Below are 17,885 nucleotides of genomic sequence, written 5' to 3' on the forward strand. Positions count from 1 at the left end.
GTTCCGTGGCCCTCGGTGCGCGCATCCTCACCGGGACAACATAGCGACGAGCCGGATTGTCGGTGGCCCCACCTACGCTGGAGTCATGCGTCCTGTCACCGATCTCGTGCGCCGGGTGGCGCCGTTCAAGGTCGAATCCGACTATCAGCCGTCCGGCGACCAGCCGGCGGCGATCGCGGAGATCACCAAGCGGATCAAGGGCGGCGTCGAGGACGTCGTCCTGCTGGGCGCCACCGGCACCGGCAAGACCGCGACCGTCGCGTGGGTCACCGAGCAGCTCCAGCGCCCCGTGCTGGTGCTCCAGCCCAACAAGACGCTGGCCGCGCAGTTCGCCAACGAGCTGCGCCAGCTCTACCCCGACAACGCGGTCGAGTACTTCGTCAGCTACTACGACTACTACCAGCCCGAGGCCTACGTCCCCCAGACGGACACCTACATCGAGAAGGACTCCTCGATCAACGAGGAGGTCGAGCGGCTGCGGCACAGCGCGACCAACTCGCTGCTGACCCGTCGCGACGTGATCGTGGTCAGCACGGTCTCCTGCATCTACGGCCTCGGCACCCCGCAGGAGTACGTCGACCGCATGCTCCGGCTGCGCGTCGGCGAGGAGCACGACCGCGACTCGGTGCTGCGGCGGCTCGTCGAGATCCAGTACACCCGCAACGACATGACCTTCACCCGCGGCACCTTCCGGGTCCGCGGCGACACCCTCGAGATCTTCCCGGTCTACGAGGAGCACGCGGTGCGCATCGAGTTCTTCGGCGACGAGATCGAGCGGCTGATGACCCTGCACGCGGTCACCGGAGAGGTGCTCACCGAGGACGAGGAGCTCTACGTCTTCCCCGCGACCCACTACGTCGCCGGCCCGGAGCGCATGGAGCGGGCGATCAAGGGCATCGAGCTGGAGCTGGAGGACCAGCTGGCGAAGTTCGAGCGCGAGGGCAAGCTCCTGGAGGCGCAGCGGCTGCGGATGCGCACGACGTACGACGTCGAGATGATGCGCCAGGTCGGCTCCTGCTCCGGCATCGAGAACTACTCGATGCACATGGACGGCCGCACCCGCGGCAGCGCGCCGAACACCCTGCTCGACTACTTCCCCGAGGACTTCGTGCTCGTGGTCGACGAGTCGCACGTCGCCGTCCCGCAGATCGGCGGCATGTACGAGGGCGACATGTCCCGCAAGCGCAACCTGGTCGAGCACGGCTTCCGGCTGCCGAGCGCGATGGACAACCGCCCGCTGCGCTGGGAGGAGTTCCTGGAGCGGATCGGCCAGACGATCTACCTCTCCGCGACCCCCGGCGACTACGAGCTCGACAAGGTCGGCGGCGACACGGTGGAGCAGATCATCCGCCCGACCGGCCTGGTCGACCCGGAGGTCGTGGTCAAGCCGACCAAGGGCCAGATCGACGACCTGATCCACGAGATCCGCGCCCGGGCCGACAGGAACGAGCGGGTCCTGGTCACGACGCTGACCAAGAAGATGTCCGAGGACCTCACCGACTACCTCCTCGACGCCGGCATCCGCACCCGCTACCTCCACTCCGAGGTCGACACCCTCAAGCGCATCGAGCTGCTGCGCGACCTGCGCCTCGGCGAGTACGACGTGCTGGTCGGCATCAACCTGCTCCGCGAGGGTCTCGACCTGCCCGAGGTGTCGCTGGTCTCGATCCTGGACGCCGACAAGGAGGGTTTCCTGCGCTCCGACAAGTCGCTGATCCAGACCATCGGACGCGCCGCCCGCAACGTGTCGGGCCAGGTGCACATGTACGCCGACAAGATCACCCCCTCGATGGAGTCGGCCATCGAGGAGACCAACCGGCGCCGCGACAAGCAGATCGCCTACAACAAGGCCAACGGCGTCGACCCGCAGCCGCTGCGCAAGAAGATCGCCGACATCACCGAGATGCTCGCCCGCGAGGACGAGAACACCCAGGCCCTGCTGGAGACCTGGGCCGGCACGGCCGCGAAGGGCCGCGCCGGCGGGGTCAAGGCCAAACAGCCCGTGCCTGCCCTGCGCGAGGGCGACGCCGGCAAGCACGCCGCCGGGCTCGCCGGCATGCCCAGCTCCGACCTCGCCCAGCTGATCCAGGACCTCACCGACCAGATGCGCACCGCCGCCGCGGAGCTCCAGTTCGAGCTCGCCGCCCGCCTCCGTGACGAGATCTCCGAGCTCAAGAAGGAGCTCCGCCAGATGATGGAGGCAACCAAGTGAGCGCAGCGAGCCTCGGCGACCAAGTGAGCACCTCGCGGCGGTCTCGATACACCGCCTCGTCCCTCGGCGGCACTCGACCACCGAGGTCCTCGTTGGTCGAGTAGCGAGCGCCAGCGAGCGTATCGAGACCCCCGGCAAACCGACCCGCGGGCCGCGATCGACTCCTAGGCTGAGGGCGTGACCTTCGAGCGCAGCCAGCTGGTGCACGAGATCTCGTCCGTCCGGTTCACCCCGGTCCGTCTGCGCGAGGGCTACGACATGGGGGAAGTGGACGAGCTCCTCGACCGGCTGGCCGCGGCCGTCACGGCGGGCGAGCCGGTCGACGACGTGGTGCAGGACACCGGGTTCACGGAGGTCCGACTGCGGGAGGGGTACGCCAAGACCGAGGTGGACGAGTTCCTCCAGCGGGTGGTGGAGCGGGCGGGAGCGCTGCCGGTCGACGATCCTCACGAGGACGACGAACCGCCGATCGTCGAGTACCGACCCCTGAGCCCCGATGGACCCTCGATGCCCAGCGTGATCCAGGAGCAGCGGGGCCTGGTCTCGCGGCTGTTCGGCCGACGCTGAGGCGAGCGGGTCTCGATTTCTCGGTGGTCGAGTAGCGAGCGCCGGCGAGCGTATCGAGGCCCACCTGTCGCGTACGTGACCAGCAGCACGCGCTCACGGGTGACCGAATGACGGGCCGCCGGGCGTAGCCTCGGGGGAGTGACCGAGACGCCCGCGCCGAGCCGCGGGTCGGCGTACACGGTCTGGGCGATCGGGCTGTCGATCTACGTCCTGGCGGTCTTCCACCGCTCCTCGCTCGCGGTGGCCGGGCTGGTCGCCACCGAGCGCTTCGACATCTCGGCCTCGCAGCTGGCGACGTTCACGATGCTGCAGCTGCTGGTGTACGCCGGCATGCAGATCCCCGTCGGGCTGCTGGTCGACCGCTTCGGGTCGCGCAGCGTGCTGCTCGCCGGGGCGGTGCTGCTCTCCGCGGCCCAGGCGGGCTTCGCGCTGGCCGAGAGCTACCCGCTGGCGCTGACGGCCCGGTTCTTCGTGGGGCTGGGCGACGCGATGACGTTCATCTGCGTGCTCCGGATCCTCGCGATGTGGTTCCCGGCCCGCCGGATCCCGCTGCTGACCCAGCTGACCGGCACGGTCGGGCAACTCGGCGCGGTCGCCGCCGCGGTGCCCATGACCTGGGCGCTCGGAACCTTCGGCTGGACCCGGGCCTACCTCGTCACCGCCTCCTTCGGGCTCGTCCTCGTGGTGCTCGGGCTGCTGCTGCTCCGCGACTCCCCGGCGCACCGCAACCTGCGCGGCACGGCCCTGTCGCCGCGGGCGGTGCGCTCCAGCCTCACTGCTTCCTGGGCGCACCCCGGCACCCGGCTCGGCTTCTGGATCCACTTCTGCACCCAGTCCAGCGCGACGACCCTGTCGCTGCTGTGGGGCTACCCGTTCTTCGTCCGCGGCGAGGGACGCACCAGCGGAGAGGCGGGCCTGCTGCTCACCCTGATCGTGGTCTCCGTGGTCGTCGCGGGGCCGGTCCTGGGTTCGCTGGTCGCCCTCCACCCCTGGCATCGGTCCTCGATGGTCCTGGCGATCGTCGGATCGATGGTGGGCGTCTGGACCGCCGTGCTCGCGTGGCCGGGTGAGGCCCCGTTCTGGCTCCTGGTCGTGCTGGTGCTGGTCATCGGCGTGGGTGGCCCGGGCTCCGTGATCGGCTTCGACATCGGCCGGACCTCCAACCCCGCGAGCCGGCTGGCGAGCGCTACCGGGATCATCAACGTCGCCGGTTTCTGCGCGAGCCTGGCGCTGGTCGTGATGATCGGGCTCGTCCTCGACTGGCGCACCCCCGGCGGCGGGTCCGACTACACGCCGTCGGCGTTCCGCTGGGCGATGAGCGTCCAGTACGCCGTGTGGACCCTCGGCATCGTGCAGATCCTCCGCTACCGCCACCGTGCCCGGGGCGTCATCGACCGGACCGCGCTGGAGGCGGGCGCGACCGCGTGAGCGACGACGGTCCGGAGCTCACGCCCGACGGGCGGTACGTCGTGATCGACGGCCGGCGCTGGCGCGCCACCGACCCGGCCATCCCGGCGGAGCGTTGCGCGGAGCTGCAGCGGATCCTGATGGCCTGGCGGCGGGACGTACGTCGTACGCGCGGGACCGACGACGAGCGCGCCTCCCGCGCCGGCGTCCAGGCGGCGAAGGTGGCCCTCGGAGAGCGCGGCACCCCGTGGTGGGAGCAGAGCGACGAGGAGCGACGGGCGCGCTGGGAGACGAACGTCCCCGGTCCGTCGTAGGTTCGGGCCGTGGACGTCGAGACGATGCAGGCCCACTGCCTGGCCAAGCCGGGCGCCTGGGCCGACAACCCCTGGGACCACGAGCACCCGGTGATCAAGGTCGGCCCGGGGGAGCGCGGCAAGATCTTCGCGTTCCTCGGCTCGGCCGGGGTCGGGGTCAAGGGCGGTCCGAGCCGCGAGGTCGCCGACGAGTGGATCTCCCGCTACCCCGGTGAGGCGAGCGTGATGGCCTACATCGGCCGCTCCGGCTGGAACGACCTCGCGTACGGCGGGGCGATCCCCGACGACGAGCTGCTCGAGGCCGTCGACGAGTCGTACCGCCTGGTGGTCGCGAAGCTGCCGAAGAAGCTCCGGCCGGAGGGCTGGGACGGGTCATAGTGGGGCGCTGTTGATGGCCTGCACCGCGGCGAACAGGCGGAGGGCCTCGGTCATCCAATCGGTCACCGGCAGCTGAGCGTTCAGGCCGCGGAACTCGTACACGTGGCCGATCGACTGGTCGTCCGGTTCGCCGACATTCTGGGGTGCCCAGCGCTCGGGCTTGTCCTGGCCCCAGTTCACGGGGTCGTTGCCTGCCTGGATGCTCTCGACCCACGTCTGCACGGTGCCCTGCCACAGATGCGTGTTCCCGTTCGCGCCGAACAGCTTCGCGGCAGGCTGCACCTCGCTCGCGTCGTACACGTGCTGGGCGAACTCCGGTGCCGACCTGATGGCGAACGGCAGCAGCCCGAAGTTGGTCCGGCTCATCAACGGGGTGACGTACTTCGTCTTGTCGGTACCGGTGCCAATCGTCGCCCCCCGGCGGATGATGTCGGCCAGGTGCAGCACGGCCCCCTCGTACGCCGCCTGCTCGGGGCGGGCGGACTTCGCGTAGTACGAGTCGGCGTCCGCCTGGTCGAGCACCTCCTTGGTCGCCCTCCTGGTGGCTTCCGTACGGGTCGCCTGGCGGTCTCCGCCCCGGGACGAGTGCAGCAGGTCGCCGCCGTTGTGCGGCACGGGCTGACTCATCCGCTCGAACAGCGCGGGAATCTGCTCGAGCTTGATGCCTCCGGTCAGCTGGATGGCGGCGTAGAGCGGAGCGCCGCCCGGGGGCCACGGACGGGTGTCGATCACGACGTCCTTGCGCTTCTCCAGGTTCTCCTTCAGCCGCAGGTGCTTGCCCCACTCGAGCGGGATGACGTTGTCGATCAGCTCGGCAACCGTCGTCTCGCCGGCGGGCTTCGAGGAGAGGTAGTCGACGACCTCGACGATCTGCGTGATCGTCTTCGTGAGGTGGACCAGACCCTGGGGAGTCTCCTCGAACGCCGCCGTGATGAATTCCAGGTTCCCGTAGCCGGAGTACTTCGGAAGCGTGATCACCTCCTCCGTCGCGCCCCAGAGGCTCTCGATGCCGCCCTTCGGGACGGTCTTCTTCGTCGGGAGGAACTCCGGTCGCATGACCTGGATCGGGCCATGGGGACCCTGCACCGTCATCGTCGGTGGCTTCATGTCGGGGGAGACGTGCCACAGGTCCTGCATCGAGGGTCTCTCGTCCTCCGCCAGCGCGTTGATCTCCTCTGCCGTGGGACCGCGTTGCCCGACGAACGCGTCGGTGTCGGAGCCGATGGTGTTCGAGGGGCCCTTGATCTCCCACGGCGTCTCGAACTCGAAGCCGACCTTGCGTCGCAGGGTTCCGGCGGCAGCGACGCCCGGCGGGTCTCCCGGGTTCGCCTCCGCAGCGGGGGAGTCCGGCGCCGACATCGCTCGCCGGAGGGTCGGCAGGACCCGGTCAGCGGACTCGTCAGCGCGCCGTTCGGCGGGATCGTCCGCGCGGCCGATGAGTCCTGGGTCGCCGGAAGGCTGGCGGTCCGCAACGTGCGCGAGCTCGTGCGCGAGGAGATGACGGCCGCGGTCGTCACTCAGGTCGAAGGCCCCGGCGCTGAAGTAGAGGTCGGTCCCGTGGCTGAAGGCGCGGGCGTCGACCGATCGGGCGATGCGATTCGCCTCGTGGTCCCGGTGGATCCTTACCTCCGAGAGGTCGCATCCCAACTCGCTCCCTGCGGCGTGCGTGACCTCGCCCGGGAGCGCGTCGCCGCGTCCGCGCCGCTCGGCCAGCCGTCGCAACAGGTCGGGTGGTGCCGCGCTCCCGCCGAGTCGGTCCGCGTGCCCCGCAGCGCGACGGATGCCGTCGGCGGGCTCCTCGAGGATCCGGTCGGCGTCCGGCGTCACCCCGGCCCGGCTCGACAGGACCGTCGGTCGCAGAGGAGGTCGACCATGGGGTCCGGATGGCACCGCCTGGTCCCGACGCGCCGGGGCTGCGGTGTGGGTGTGCTGGTGCTCGTGAGCCGGAGTGCGCATGCCCGAGTCCTCTGTTCGGCGCCTCGTCCCCCCGGAGTGTCAGGCCAAGGAACCACATCTCCGGGACGTTGTCTGCCCCACGACTCGAAATGTCTAGCGGTCGAGCGCAGCGCTCAGCGCGGCGTGGTCCGGCTGACCGTCAGCCCCACGAGACGGGCGACGACGAGCGCGACGTACAGGACGCCGGCGACCATCTCGACCATCACCAGCGACCGGGCGTGCGGCAGGACCGGCACCACGTCCGACAGACCCACGCTGGTGAGGGTGGAGAAGGAGAGGTACAGCAGCTCGAACCAGTCGCGCTCGCTCTCCCCGCCGGCGCCGATGAACGACCCGGGCCACACCACCTGGGCGGCGACGAAGACGTAGGCGAAGCCCCAGGCGACCACGGTGAACGCCGCCCCGGTCGCGAACAGCTCGTCGCGCGTGACCCGGTCGTCGTAGAAGAGGTACCGGATCATCCCGTAGGAGATGTAGAAGTAGAACGGCGCGTGCAGCAGCGCCGAGGTGAGCACGATCCAGTCGCTGCCGGGCGAGATCGCCTCCAGGACGGTGAAGACCATGCCCGGCACGCCGAGGCAGAGCGCCACCCACGACAACGCCGGAGTACGGCGCACCGCCCACAGCGCGGTCGCGACGATGGCCAGCTGCAGGACGCCGAAGATGGCGATGCCGGCCCGCGAGCCCTGCAGGTACGGGTAGGCGAGCAGACCGAGCAGCTGCGCCGCCAACAGCACCGCCGAGGGGTGCTTGCCCAGGACCAGCCGGATGCGGTGCCGCTCCGCGTGCGGGTCGAGCGCGCTCACTGGCCGAGCTCCCGCCGGCGCAGCTCGCGCGCCTGCTTCTTCTCGAGCTTGCGCACGTGCTCGCCGACCAGCGTCTCGCCCCGGGCGAGCGTCTGGACGAGGTTGATGCCGGTGCCGAGCATCACCCAGATCGGCCACGGATGGCCGCCGGGGCCGATCGTGAACCACCAGACGGTCCAGCAGATCAGGCTCGGGACGAGGAAGGTGCCGATGGCCTCCCGGACGTCGCCGCGCCACGCGGCCTCGCCGCGGCGGCGCAGCTCGCCGGGGGTGGCGAGGGCCAGCTCGGTGCGGGGGTCGCGCCGCGGGGTCGGGGCGGGCACCAGGTCGGCGACCAGCGGGGGAAGGTCGCCGAGCGTCCGAGCGGCGGAGGCGGCGGCGCTGCGCTCGTCGTACTCCTCGCGGTCGAGGCGGCCCTCGGCGTACCCCTCGGCGAGGGCCTGCTGGACCAGGTCGCGGTCCTGGTCGGACGCACGCAGCGGGGCGTGCGCGGGATCCCGCGGATCGTGCGGGAACGAAGCCCAGAAGGCGGAGCTGTCCACGCAGCGCATCGTCCCCCATCGGGCCGCGGTCTCGCGAACCCGCCCCGGCCTCCAATGTGACTCACGCCACTTCGAGGAGTGAATCCCCGGGGTCGGGGGTACGGATGCCGTCGTTGCGCAAAACGAGAACACGTTCTATCGCGGCTCCGGCCGCCGGGCGACGACGAGGGAGGGATGGATGGCGATCAGCGCGGTCTCGGTGATCCGGGGACCCGGTGAGATCGCCGCCATGGTGGTCGAGGTCGTCAAGGTGATCTTCACGCGGCCCTTCCAGGTGCGGGAGTTCATCGAGCAGGCCTGGTTCATCACCAGCGTCACCCTGATGCCGACCATCCTGGTCTCGATCCCGTTCGGCGCCGTCATCTCGCTCCAGGTCGGGAACCTGACCGGGCAGCTCGGCGCCCAGTCCTTTGCCGGGGCGACCGCGGTGCTCGCCGTCGTCCGCGAGGCCGCGCCCATCGCCGCCGCGCTGATCATCGCGGGTGCCGCCGGGTCGGCGATCTGCTCCGACCTGGGCGCCCGCAAGATCCGCGAGGAGATCGACGCGATGGAGGTGCTGGGCGTCGACCCGCTCGAGCGGCTCGTCGCCCCCCGCGTTCTCGCCACGATGTTCGTCGCGCTGCTGATCATCGGCGTCGTGATCGGGGCGGGCATCGGCGGCGGCTACTTCTTCACCGTCATCGTGCAGGGCGGCTCGGCGGGAGCCTTCCTGTCCTCGTTCACCGCGCTGGCCAGCCTGACCGACCTCTACATCGCCATCATCAAGGCCGGTGTCTTCGGCGCCATGGCGGCGATCGTGGGCGCCTACAAGGGCCTCAACGCGGGCGGCGGTCCGAGCGGGGTCGGCCGGGCGGTCAACGAGTCGGTGATCGTCGCGTTCATGCTGCTGTTCTTCATCAACGCGATCATCACGGCGATCTACTTCCAAGTCGTCCCGCCCCCGGGGTTGTAGGCCATGGCGAGCATCGGAGCACTCGGAGGCGCGTTCGTCCGCGGCCGGCGTACGGCGCTGGAGCAGTACGGCGACCAGCTGCTGTTCTACGTCAAGGCGCTGGCCTGGACGCCGCGGGCGATCCGCCGCTACCCGCGCGAGATCACCAACACCCTCGCGGAGGTCACCTTCGGCGTCGGCGGACTGACGCTGATCGCGGGATCCGCTGGTGTCATCGCGTTCCTGGCGTTCTTCGCCGGCACCGAGGTCGGCATCCAGGGGTACGCCTCGCTCAGCCAGATCGGCGTCGCGAAGTTCAGCGCGTTCATCTCCGCCTACTTCAACACCCGCGAGGTCGCCCCGTTGATCTCGGCGATCGCGCTGGCCGCCACGGTCGGGTGCGGCTACACCGCCCGGCTGGGCGCGATGCGCATCTCCGAGGAGATCGACGCGCTGGAGGTGATGGGCATCCCGTCGCTGCCGTTCCTGGTGACGACCCGGATGATCGCCGCCTTCATCGCCGTCATCCCGCTGTACGTCGTCGCGCTGTCGGCGTCGTACCTCTCGCCCCGGCTGATCACCACCTACATCTACGGGCAGTCGCCCGGCACCTACGACCACTACTTCCTGCAGTTCCTGCCACCGGTCGACATGCTCTGGTCGTTCGGCAAGCTGCTGTTCCTGGCCTCCGCGGTGATCCTCATCCACTGCTACTACGGCTACACGGCCAGCGGCGGCCCGGCCGGGGTCGGCACGGCCGTCGGCAAGGCGATCCGCACCAGCATCGTGACCATCGTGGTGGCCGACTTCTTCCTGAGCTTCGCCATCTGGGGCTCCACGACGACCGTCCGGATCACGGGGTAGGCCGGGCGTGTTGGTCAACATCCACCACGACAGCCGCCGGGAGCACGCCCGGCTGCTGGTGGCCGGCGTCGTGTTCCTCGGTCTGATCATCGGGCTCACCGGGCTGTCGATCGCCATCTACAACAAGGCGTTCGAGCCGGTCACGATGGTCACCATCAAGGCCGAGCGCGCGGGCCTGCAGCTGGCCAAGTTCGGCGACGTGCGCATCAACGGCGTCCTCGTCGGCCAGGTCCGTGAGGTGGCCCAGGACGGCGAGGAGGCCTCGATCCGGGTCGCGCTCCAGCCCGACGAGGCCGAGCGGATCCCGGCCAACGTGCGGGTCGAGATCCTGCCCACGACCCTCTTCGGGCAGAAGTTCGTCTCCTTCGTGCGGCCCGAGGACCCGGCCGCCGAGGCCATCGCGGACGGCGCGGTCATCCCGTCGGACCGGGTCGAGACCAACGTCGAGCTCAGCCGGATCCTCGCCGACCTGTTCCCGCTGCTGCGCTCGGTCCGCCCGGCCGACCTCAACGCGACGCTGAACGCGCTGGCCACCGCGCTCGGTGGGCGTGGCGCCCAGCTGGGGGAGACCATCGACGAGCTCGACGGCTACCTCACCGCGATCCGGCCGCACCTGCCGACGCTGCGGCGTGACCTGGTCGCGCTGGCCGACGTCGCCGACACCTACCACCTGGCCGCCCCCGACCTCGTCGACGTGCTGGGCAACCTCACCGTCACGAGCAAGACCGTGATCGAGAAGCAGCAGGAGCTCGACGTCTTCTTCGCCGACGTCCAGGGGCTGGCCACCACCTCCACGCGGGTCCTGCGGGACAACGAGGCCAACCTGATCCGGGTCGGCGAGGTGACCGAGCCGGTGCTGAAGCTGCTGGCGACGTACTCCCCGGAGTTCCCATGCCTGCTCCAGGGCGCGGCCCGCTACGCGCCGCGGCTCGCCGAGACCTTCGAGGGCAACCAGGTCAAGCAGTACATCGAGCTGCTGACGCCGCAGTACCGCAGTTATGACGAGCGTGACCTGCCGGAGTACGGCGAGGTGGGCCACGGACCCTGGTGTGCCGGGCTGCCGAACCCCCAGGTGCCGATCGCGCCGAACTCCTTCAAGGACGGCACCGACCTCGACGACAAGCCGCCGACGGGCATCCTCCCCGGGCTCGGCCGGGCGAGCACCACGGCCAGCGGGAACGCCGGAAGCGAGGGTGAGCAGGCCATCGTGAACGCCCTGCTCGCCGAGCGCAGCGGCCGGCCGGCCGACAGCTACGGCTCGCTCGGGTCGCTGCTCTACGGTCCGGTCGTCCGGGGAGGTGGCGAGCGGTGAGTGCAGACACGTCCCGGATGCGGAACCGGCGCAACGCGGTGACCATCGCGGCGGGCATCAAGCTGGCCATCTTCACCGTCGTCTCCGTCCTGGTCACGGGCCTGCTGGCCGCGATCATGGGCAACGTCGGGTTCGGCGCCGGCACGGAGTACCAGGCCGTGTTCACCAGCGCGTCGATGCTGGAGAAGGGCGACGACGTCCGCGTCGCCGGCGTGAGCGTCGGCGAGGTGAAGAAGGTGGAGCACCACGAGCGCACCGGCGCCCTGGTCACCTTCCGGGTGAAGTCCGACGTGCCGCTCACGACCGCCTCGCGGGCGGAGATCCGCTTCCTGAACCTCGTCGGCGACCGCTACCTCGCCCTGGAGGAGGGCGCGGCCGAGGCGGTCGACGCCGCCCGGCCGCTGAAGGCGGACGATCGGATCCCAGTGGACCGGACCGCGCCGGCGCTGGACCTGACCGTGCTGTTCAACGGCTTCCAGCCGCTCTTCCAGGCACTCAGCCCGAAGCAGGTCAACGAGCTGAGCCTCAACCTCGTCCAGGTGCTGCAGGGGGAGGGCGGCACCGTGCAGGGCCTGCTCGCGAAGACCGCCTCGCTGACCACCACGCTCGCCGACCGCGACCAGCTCGTCGGCGAGGTCGTCGACAACCTGGGCCGGACCCTCGCGACCGTCGACGACCGCCACGAGCAGCTCAGCCGGCTGATCGTGGAGCTGAAGGACTGGATGGGCGACCTGGCCGCCGACCGCGACACCATCGGCTCCTCGCTGGACAACGTCTCCGACCTGACCGTCGTGGTCGCCGACCTGCTGCGCGAGGGCCGGCCGGTGCTGAAGTCCGACATCGCCGAGCTGCGCCGGCTGGCCGCGATGCTCAACGAGAAGCAGAACCGCGCCAGCCTGGTCGAGCTGCTCGACCGGCTGCCCGAATCGATGACCGACCAGACCCGGACCGGGACCTACGGCTCCTGGTACAACTACTACGTCTGCGGGTTCTCCGGGAAGATCACCCTCCCGATCGTCAGCGACATCCCTGGCCTGCGGGACATCCAGGCCGCGCTGAACAAGCTCGACTTCCGCTCGTCCGCGCCGCGCTGCAACGGCGCCACCGAGGAGGGCGGCGAGTGAGGCGCTACACCGACTCCCAGATCCTGCGCCTCGGCGCGATCACCGTCGTGCTGATGCTGGTGGTGATGGCCGCGGCCTTCAACCTCTCGAAGTTCCCCGGGTTCGGCGGGACGTCGTACACCGCGGAGTTCAGCGATGCCGGCGGTCTGCGCAAGGGCAACATGGTCCAGGTCGGCGGCATCCGCGTCGGCCGGGTCCAGGAGCTGACGCTCGCGGAGGACCGGGTCCGGGTGCGGTTCGAGGTCGACCACGGTGTCGAGCTCGGCCCGGAGAGCCAGGCCTCCGTCGAGGTGCTCAGCCTGCTCGGCGAGAAGTACCTCGAGCTCACCCCGGCAGGGAAGGGCGAGCTCGACCCGGACGACACCATCCCCGTCGAGCGGACGCGGTCGGCGTACGACATCGTGGCCGCGTTCGGCGACCTGACGACGACCACCGAGCGGATCGACACCGCCCAGCTCTCCGAGGCGCTCGACGCCGTCGCCGACACCGTCGACGCCGCCAGCCCGGAGATCGCGGCGAGCCTCGACGGCATCACCCGGCTCTCGCGGACCGTCGCCTCACGCGACGAGCAGATCCAGGCGCTGCTGCTCAGCTCCCGCGAGGTCAGCAAGGTCCTCGCCGCGCGCAGCGACGACGTGGTCGACCTGATGAAGGACGCCGGCCTGGTCTTCCGCGAGGTGGAGAAGCGCAAGGACGCCGTGCACCGGCTGCTCGTCAACGCCCGCAGCCTGGCCGACGAGCTGCGCGGGCTCGCCCAGGACAACCAGGAGCAGCTCGCGCCCGCGCTCGCCGAGGTCGACGACCTGCTCGGCCTGCTGGTCGACAAGGAGAAGGAGCTGAAGGCGACGCTGAACGCACTCGGACCGTACGTCGACATCCTCAGCAACATCATCGGCACCGGGCCGTGGTTCGACGCGTACGCCGCGAACCTGCTCGCCATCCCCACGGGCGAGTTCCTGCCCACGCGGCTGGAGGACTGAGCCATGACCAGGATCAACCGACGGGCGCTGGTCGCGGGGGTGGCGGTGCTGCTGCTCGCGGCGACCTTCTTCACCGTCCGCCAGCCCGCCGAGACGAAGACCGTCACCGCGCACTTCCCGCGAGCGGTGAGCGTGTACGAGGGCTCCGACGTGCGGATCCTCGGCGTGAACGTCGGCCGGGTCACCGCCGTCGTCCCGGCCGGCAACTCCGTGCGCGTCGAGATGGAGTACGACGCCGCCGTCGACGTGCCGGCCGGCGCGAAGGCGGCGATCGTGACGCCGACGCTCGTGGCGGACCGCTTCGTGCAGCTGACCCCGGCGTACTCGAAAGGCGACCGGGTGCTCGCCGACGGGGCCGAGATCGCCCTGCCCGACACCGGGGTCCCGGTCGAGCTGGACCGGATCTACGCCAGCCTGCGCGACCTCACCCACGCGCTCGGACCGAACGGCGTCAACGCCGACGGCACCCTGGACAACCTGCTCCGCGCCGGCGCCGAGGGCCTGGGCGGTCAGGGCGCGGCGGGCAACCGCATGATCCGCGAGCTGTCGCAGGCGGCCGAGACCTTCGGCCAGGGCGCCGGCCCGCTGTTCGACACGGTCACCGAGCTCGCCACGTTCACCGGCACCCTCGCCGAGAACGACCGGCTGGTGCGGGCGTTCATGCGCGACCTCGCCGGGGTCTCGTCGTCGCTGGTCACCGAGCGCACGGAGCTGCAGGCCGCGCTCTCCTCGGTCGCCCGCGCGGTCGGCACCGTCGAGTCCTTCGTCAAGGACAACCGGGCGGCCCTGGTCGGCGACGTCGAGCAGCTCACCCGGGTACTGAAGACGATCAACTCCGAGCGCGACAGCATCGACACCGCGCTCCGCGTCGCCCCCGTCGCGATCGGCAACCTGACGGTCGCCTACAACAGCAAGACCGGCTCCATCGGGTCGCGGATCGGCGTCGGCGGCAACATCTGGGACGCCGACGGCCTGCTCTGCGCCGTCGTCCAGCAGTCCCAGCTGCCCCGGCGTCTCAAGAACGTCGCCTGCCGGCTCTTCGAGCAGCTCCTCGAGCCGGTCACCGGCAGCCTGTCGTGGATCCCGCCGGGGCCGCCGGGTCGCGAGGCGGCGCAACCCGGTGGGAAGCGCGCGGCCACCGAGCCGGCCCCCGACCCGGGCCAGTACCTCAGCGTCGAGGACCCGACGCTGAGCGGCCTGCTGGGCGGTGCCCCGTGACCGGCTCCGTGATCACCCCGGCTCGGCGCCGGCTCACCACGGTCGCGGTCGCGGCCGTCCTGGTGCTCTCGGGCTGCGACTTCGACGGCGCCTACGACCTGCCGCTCCCGGGGTCGCCGGTCGACGACGACAGCTCGTTCGAGATCACCGCGGACTTCGAGGACATCCTCAACGTGGTGCCGCGCTCCCCGGTGATGGTCGACGACGTGACGGTCGGCGAGGTCACCGACGTCGAGCGTGTCGGCTGGCACGCCCGCGTCACGATGCGGGTGCGCGACGACGTCGAGCTGCCCGACAACGCCCTCGCCGACATCCGCCAGGCCAGCCTGCTCGGCGAGAAGTACGTCGCCCTGGAGGCGCCGACCGGGCGACCGTCGAGCGGACGGCTCGGCGAGGGCGACGTGATCGAGCTGGCCGAGACCGGCCGCAACCCCGAGGTCGAGGAGGTGCTCGGCGCGCTGTCCTTCCTGCTGACCGGCGGCGGCGTGGCCCAGCTCGGCACCATCACCTCCGAGCTGAACGAGGTGATGGGCGGGCGCACCGACCGGATGCGCAACCTGCTCGGCAACCTCGAGGGCGTCGTCAGCACCCTGGACGCGCAGAAGCTCGACATCGTCCGGGCGCTGGAGTCGATCAACGGCCTGACCCGCACCCTCAACCAGGAGCGGAAGACCATCACCGGCGCCCTCGACGTCGCGGGACCGGCCGTGAAGGTGCTCGCGTCGCAGCACGAGGAGCTGGTCGGGATGCTCGGCGCGCTCGACGAGCTCGGCGAGGTCGGCGCCCGCGTGATCGGCCGGAGCAAGGACGACCTGCTCGACTCGCTGCGCCACCTGCAGCCGGTGCTGGCCCGGCTCCGCGAGGCCGGCGACGCGCTGGCCCCGGGGCTGAACCTGCTGATCAGCTTCCCGTTCCCGAAGGAGGCCTCCGAGATCGTCAAGGGTGACTACGCCAACACCTCGATCCGCCTCGACATCAACCTGGAGAACGTCCTGCCCGACGGCGGGCTGCTGCCGCCGATCGACGTACCCGATCCGGGCGAGGTCATCGACGGCGTGCTCCGCTGCATCGAGAGCGGCAGCCTCGGCAGCGCCGAGTGCGCGAAGGTCCTCGACGACCTCGACCTGCTCGGCAAGCTGCTGCGCGACTGCCGCAAGCCGGAGTACGACGACCGGCCCGTGTGCGTCGTGGTCAACCTGCTGCCGCCGAACCCCGACCTGGAGGGCGTCGTCGAGCTGCTCGACAACATCCTGGAGCTGCTCGGCCTGCCGGGCCTGCCGCGGGTCGACAGCTCGGGGATCGACCTGCCGTCGGTCCCGGGCATCCCGGGCGTCTCCGGGCTGGCGCGGCTCCGGTCCTCGATGGCGCTCGGCGCCGAGGCCGACCGTCCCGGTGACGAGCCGTCCCTGTCGGCCCTGCTGGGAGGTGCGCGATGACGCGCGGGGTACGGATCCGGATCGTGGCCTTCCTCGTGCTGAGCGCGGTCGGCATCGTCTACATCACCGCCACCTACCTGGGCTTCGTCGACCGGGTGCTCGGCCGGGGCCTGACCGTGCACGCGACCCTGCCGGCCTCCGGCGGCCTCTTCGAGGGCAGCGAGGTCACCTACCGCGGCGTCAAGGTCGGCAAGGTCCGCGCGATGCACGCCACGGAGGACGGCGTACGCCTCGACCTGGCGCTGGAGGAGGGCACCCGCCTGCCCCTGGACTCGCCGATGTTCGTCCACAACCTCTCCGCGGTGGGGGAGCAGTACCTCGACTTCGAGCCGCCCGACGACGACGGTCCGTACGCCGAGGACGGCGCGACGCTCCAGGGGTCCGAGGACTCGCTGCCCGTCGACGAGGCCGACCTGCTGGTCGAGGTCGACCAGTTCGTCGGGTCGGTCGACCGGGAGAACCTCCAGGTCGTGGTCGAGGAGCTCGGAGCGATGTTCGACGACACCGGCGTACCCCTGCAGCGGCTCATCGACAACGGCCGGCTCTTCGTCGGCGAGGCGGCGGCGCACACCGACGAGACGGTCGCGCTGCTCGAGAGCGGGCTCACCGTGCTGGAGACCCAGCAGGGCGAGGGCGAGAACATCCGCGGCTTCTCGCGGGACCTGAAGCTGATCACCCAGGCGCTGCGGGAGAGCGACCGGGACCTGCGCGCCACCCTCGACGGGACGCCGGGCACGGCGCGGGAGGTACGCCGGCTGCTGCGCGACCTCGAGCCCACGCTCCCGGTGCTCCTCGGCAACGCGGTCAGCGTCAACCAGGTCGTCGTGTCCCACCTCGCCGGGGTCGAGCAGCTGCTCGTCACGTACCCGCGGGTGATCTCCTCGGGCTTCACCGGCACGCCGGGCGACGGCTACGGCCACGTCAACCTGCAGCTCGACTACAGCCAGCCGCCCTGCACCGAGGGCTACGTGCCGCCGAACGACTGGCGCGGCACGCAGGACCTGAAGGACGGCCCGATCTTCCCGGCCCGCTGCACCAGCGGGCTCCCGTACGCCGCCCGCGGCGCGAACCACGTGCCCGCCGCGCGCGAGGGCCGGGCGTCGTCCGGCCGCGCGTACCGAACGTCGTACGACCCGGTCTCGGGCGTGCTGGAGGGCGCCGTCGACCGCGACGGCGACCCGGTGCGCTACGTCGATCCGGGCAACCTGTCGATCCTGGGAGGGGACTCATGGAAGTGGCTCCTGGTCGGTCCGGTGGCGAGCAAGTGAGCGCGCCCGGACGAGTGCGGCTGAACCTGCTGCTGTACGTCGTCGCGCTGGTCGCGGCCGCGGCGGCGGTCGTCGCCGCGGTGTCCGTCGTGGACCGGGTGCGTGAGGACCCGGCCCCGTCCTCGCTGCCGGCGGACGGCGCCGTCCGGGCCGTCGCGCTGGAGGAGTCCGACGGCGAGGAGCAGCAGCGCCTCGCCGCGGTCGTCGAGTCGGCCACCGCCGAGGTCGAGGCGCTGCTCAACGTGCGCTACGACGAGGAGACGTCCGTCGAGGCGGTGCTGACCGGCGCGACCGGCGAGTTCCGCGACCAGTACCAGAAGGCGACGGAGGGACTGCTGGAGCTGATGAGGAAGCAGCAGTCGATCCAGGAGAGCGAGGTCGTGTGGACGGGCGTCGTGGCCGCGGACGGCGACTCCGCGACCGTCGCCGTCGCGGCGTCGGGGACCGTCGCCAACAAGGCCACCGAGGGCAAGCCGACCGCACGCAACTACCGGCTGCAGCTGGAGCTCGTCCACGAGGACGGCGACTGGCTGACCCGCGACCTGCAGTTCGTGCCGTGAGGGGGACGAG

At 70.9% G+C, this 17,885-nt stretch carries 17 protein-coding genes; 14 read left to right on the forward strand and 3 right to left on the reverse strand.

The annotated features are described in order from the left end of the window. Positions 1-85 precede the first annotated feature (85 nt). From uvrB to VMF51_RS07235, 5 genes are all read left to right on the forward strand, one after another. Complete coding sequence (gene uvrB, locus VMF51_RS07215; protein WP_325473735.1) at positions 86-2,212, forward strand: excinuclease ABC subunit UvrB; 2,127 nt, start codon at positions 86-88, stop codon at positions 2,210-2,212. A 177-nt stretch (positions 2,213-2,389) separates the two neighbouring features. Continuing rightward, entirely contained in the window at positions 2,390-2,779 is a 390-nt protein-coding gene (locus VMF51_RS07220; RefSeq protein ID WP_325473736.1) for a DivIVA domain-containing protein, read from the forward strand. Positions 2,780-2,917: 138 nt separating this feature from the next. After that, positions 2,918-4,207, forward strand: a complete 1,290-nt coding sequence (locus VMF51_RS07225; protein WP_325473737.1) for an MFS transporter — start codon at positions 2,918-2,920, stop codon at positions 4,205-4,207. Further along, complete coding sequence (locus VMF51_RS07230; RefSeq protein ID WP_325473738.1) at positions 4,204-4,500, forward strand: hypothetical protein; 297 nt, start codon at positions 4,204-4,206, stop codon at positions 4,498-4,500. Before VMF51_RS07225 ends, VMF51_RS07230 begins: the two co-directional genes overlap by 4 nt. A gap of 9 nt (positions 4,501-4,509) precedes the next feature. Continuing rightward, positions 4,510-4,878 (forward strand): MmcQ/YjbR family DNA-binding protein, encoded by a 369-nt coding sequence (locus tag VMF51_RS07235; protein ID WP_325473739.1) that lies wholly within the window; start codon positions 4,510-4,512, stop codon positions 4,876-4,878. On the opposite strand, the gene VMF51_RS07240 is transcribed toward VMF51_RS07235, so the two are convergent. From VMF51_RS07240 to VMF51_RS07250, 3 genes are all read right to left on the reverse strand, one after another. Further along, entirely contained in the window at positions 4,873-6,705 is a 1,833-nt protein-coding gene (locus tag VMF51_RS07240) for a DUF4157 domain-containing protein (RefSeq protein ID WP_325473740.1), read from the reverse strand. The genes VMF51_RS07235 and VMF51_RS07240 overlap by 6 nt on opposite strands. A gap of 242 nt (positions 6,706-6,947) precedes the next feature. Next, on the reverse strand, positions 6,948-7,640 hold the full coding sequence (locus VMF51_RS07245) for a potassium channel family protein (RefSeq protein ID WP_325473741.1): 693 nt from the start codon (positions 7,638-7,640) through the stop codon (positions 6,948-6,950). Beyond that, positions 7,637-8,182 carry a DUF1707 domain-containing protein gene (locus tag VMF51_RS07250; protein ID WP_325473742.1) on the reverse strand — a complete coding sequence of 182 codons (546 nt, stop codon included), beginning with the start codon at positions 8,180-8,182 and terminating at the stop codon, positions 7,637-7,639. The genes VMF51_RS07245 and VMF51_RS07250 overlap by 4 nt, the downstream gene beginning before the upstream one ends. Before the next feature lie 178 nt (positions 8,183-8,360). Here VMF51_RS07250 and VMF51_RS07255 point away from each other — a divergent pair, with 178 nt between their 5' ends. From VMF51_RS07255 to VMF51_RS07295, 9 genes are read left to right on the forward strand one after another with little or no spacing between them, the layout of a single operon-like run. Then, a complete protein-coding gene (locus VMF51_RS07255; protein ID WP_325473743.1) occupies positions 8,361-9,134 on the forward strand; it encodes an MlaE family ABC transporter permease in 774 nt (257 codons plus the stop codon). 3 nt (positions 9,135-9,137) lie between these two features. Next, entirely contained in the window at positions 9,138-9,977 is an 840-nt protein-coding gene (locus tag VMF51_RS07260) for an ABC transporter permease (RefSeq protein ID WP_325473744.1), read from the forward strand. Between the two features lie 7 nt (positions 9,978-9,984). After that, on the forward strand, positions 9,985-11,289 hold the full coding sequence (locus VMF51_RS07265) for an MCE family protein (protein ID WP_325473745.1): 1,305 nt from the start codon (positions 9,985-9,987) through the stop codon (positions 11,287-11,289). Beyond that, positions 11,286-12,413 carry an MCE family protein gene (locus tag VMF51_RS07270; protein ID WP_325473746.1) on the forward strand — a complete coding sequence of 376 codons (1,128 nt, stop codon included), beginning with the start codon at positions 11,286-11,288 and terminating at the stop codon, positions 12,411-12,413. Before VMF51_RS07265 ends, VMF51_RS07270 begins: the two co-directional genes overlap by 4 nt. Next, positions 12,410-13,393 (forward strand): MCE family protein, encoded by a 984-nt coding sequence (locus VMF51_RS07275; protein ID WP_325473747.1) that lies wholly within the window; start codon positions 12,410-12,412, stop codon positions 13,391-13,393. The genes VMF51_RS07270 and VMF51_RS07275 overlap by 4 nt, the downstream gene beginning before the upstream one ends. A 3-nt stretch (positions 13,394-13,396) precedes the next feature. After that, positions 13,397-14,611, forward strand: a complete 1,215-nt coding sequence (locus VMF51_RS07280) for an MCE family protein (RefSeq protein WP_325473748.1) — start codon at positions 13,397-13,399, stop codon at positions 14,609-14,611. Continuing rightward, positions 14,608-16,047 carry an MCE family protein gene (locus VMF51_RS07285; RefSeq protein ID WP_325473749.1) on the forward strand — a complete coding sequence of 480 codons (1,440 nt, stop codon included), beginning with the start codon at positions 14,608-14,610 and terminating at the stop codon, positions 16,045-16,047. The genes VMF51_RS07280 and VMF51_RS07285 overlap by 4 nt, the downstream gene beginning before the upstream one ends. After that, entirely contained in the window at positions 16,044-17,315 is a 1,272-nt protein-coding gene (locus tag VMF51_RS07290) for an MlaD family protein (RefSeq protein ID WP_325473750.1), read from the forward strand. Before VMF51_RS07285 ends, VMF51_RS07290 begins: the two co-directional genes overlap by 4 nt. After that, positions 17,312-17,875: a hypothetical protein gene (locus VMF51_RS07295; RefSeq protein ID WP_325473751.1), complete on the forward strand. Its 564-nt coding sequence runs from the start codon at positions 17,312-17,314 to the stop codon at positions 17,873-17,875. The genes VMF51_RS07290 and VMF51_RS07295 overlap by 4 nt, the downstream gene beginning before the upstream one ends. Positions 17,876-17,885 lie beyond the last annotated feature (10 nt).

Origin of the sequence: Nocardioides sp., assembly GCF_035503875.1 — a bacterium.
Lineage (GTDB): Bacteria > Actinomycetota > Actinomycetes > Propionibacteriales > Nocardioidaceae > Nocardioides.

What these genes read in the sequence shown, in the direction of transcription:
- uvrB (WP_325473735.1), top strand. Translation starts at nt 86, where the DNA reads ATGCGTCCTGTCACCGATCTCGTGCGCCGGGTGGCGCCGTTCAAGGTC.
- VMF51_RS07255 (WP_325473743.1), top strand. Translation starts at nt 8,361, where the DNA reads ATGGCGATCAGCGCGGTCTCGGTGATCCGGGGACCCGGTGAGATCGCC.
- VMF51_RS07260 (WP_325473744.1), top strand. Translation starts at nt 9,138, where the DNA reads ATGGCGAGCATCGGAGCACTCGGAGGCGCGTTCGTCCGCGGCCGGCGT.
- VMF51_RS07280 (WP_325473748.1), top strand. Translation starts at nt 13,397, where the DNA reads ATGACCAGGATCAACCGACGGGCGCTGGTCGCGGGGGTGGCGGTGCTG.
- VMF51_RS07290 (WP_325473750.1), top strand. Translation starts at nt 16,044, where the DNA reads ATGACGCGCGGGGTACGGATCCGGATCGTGGCCTTCCTCGTGCTGAGC.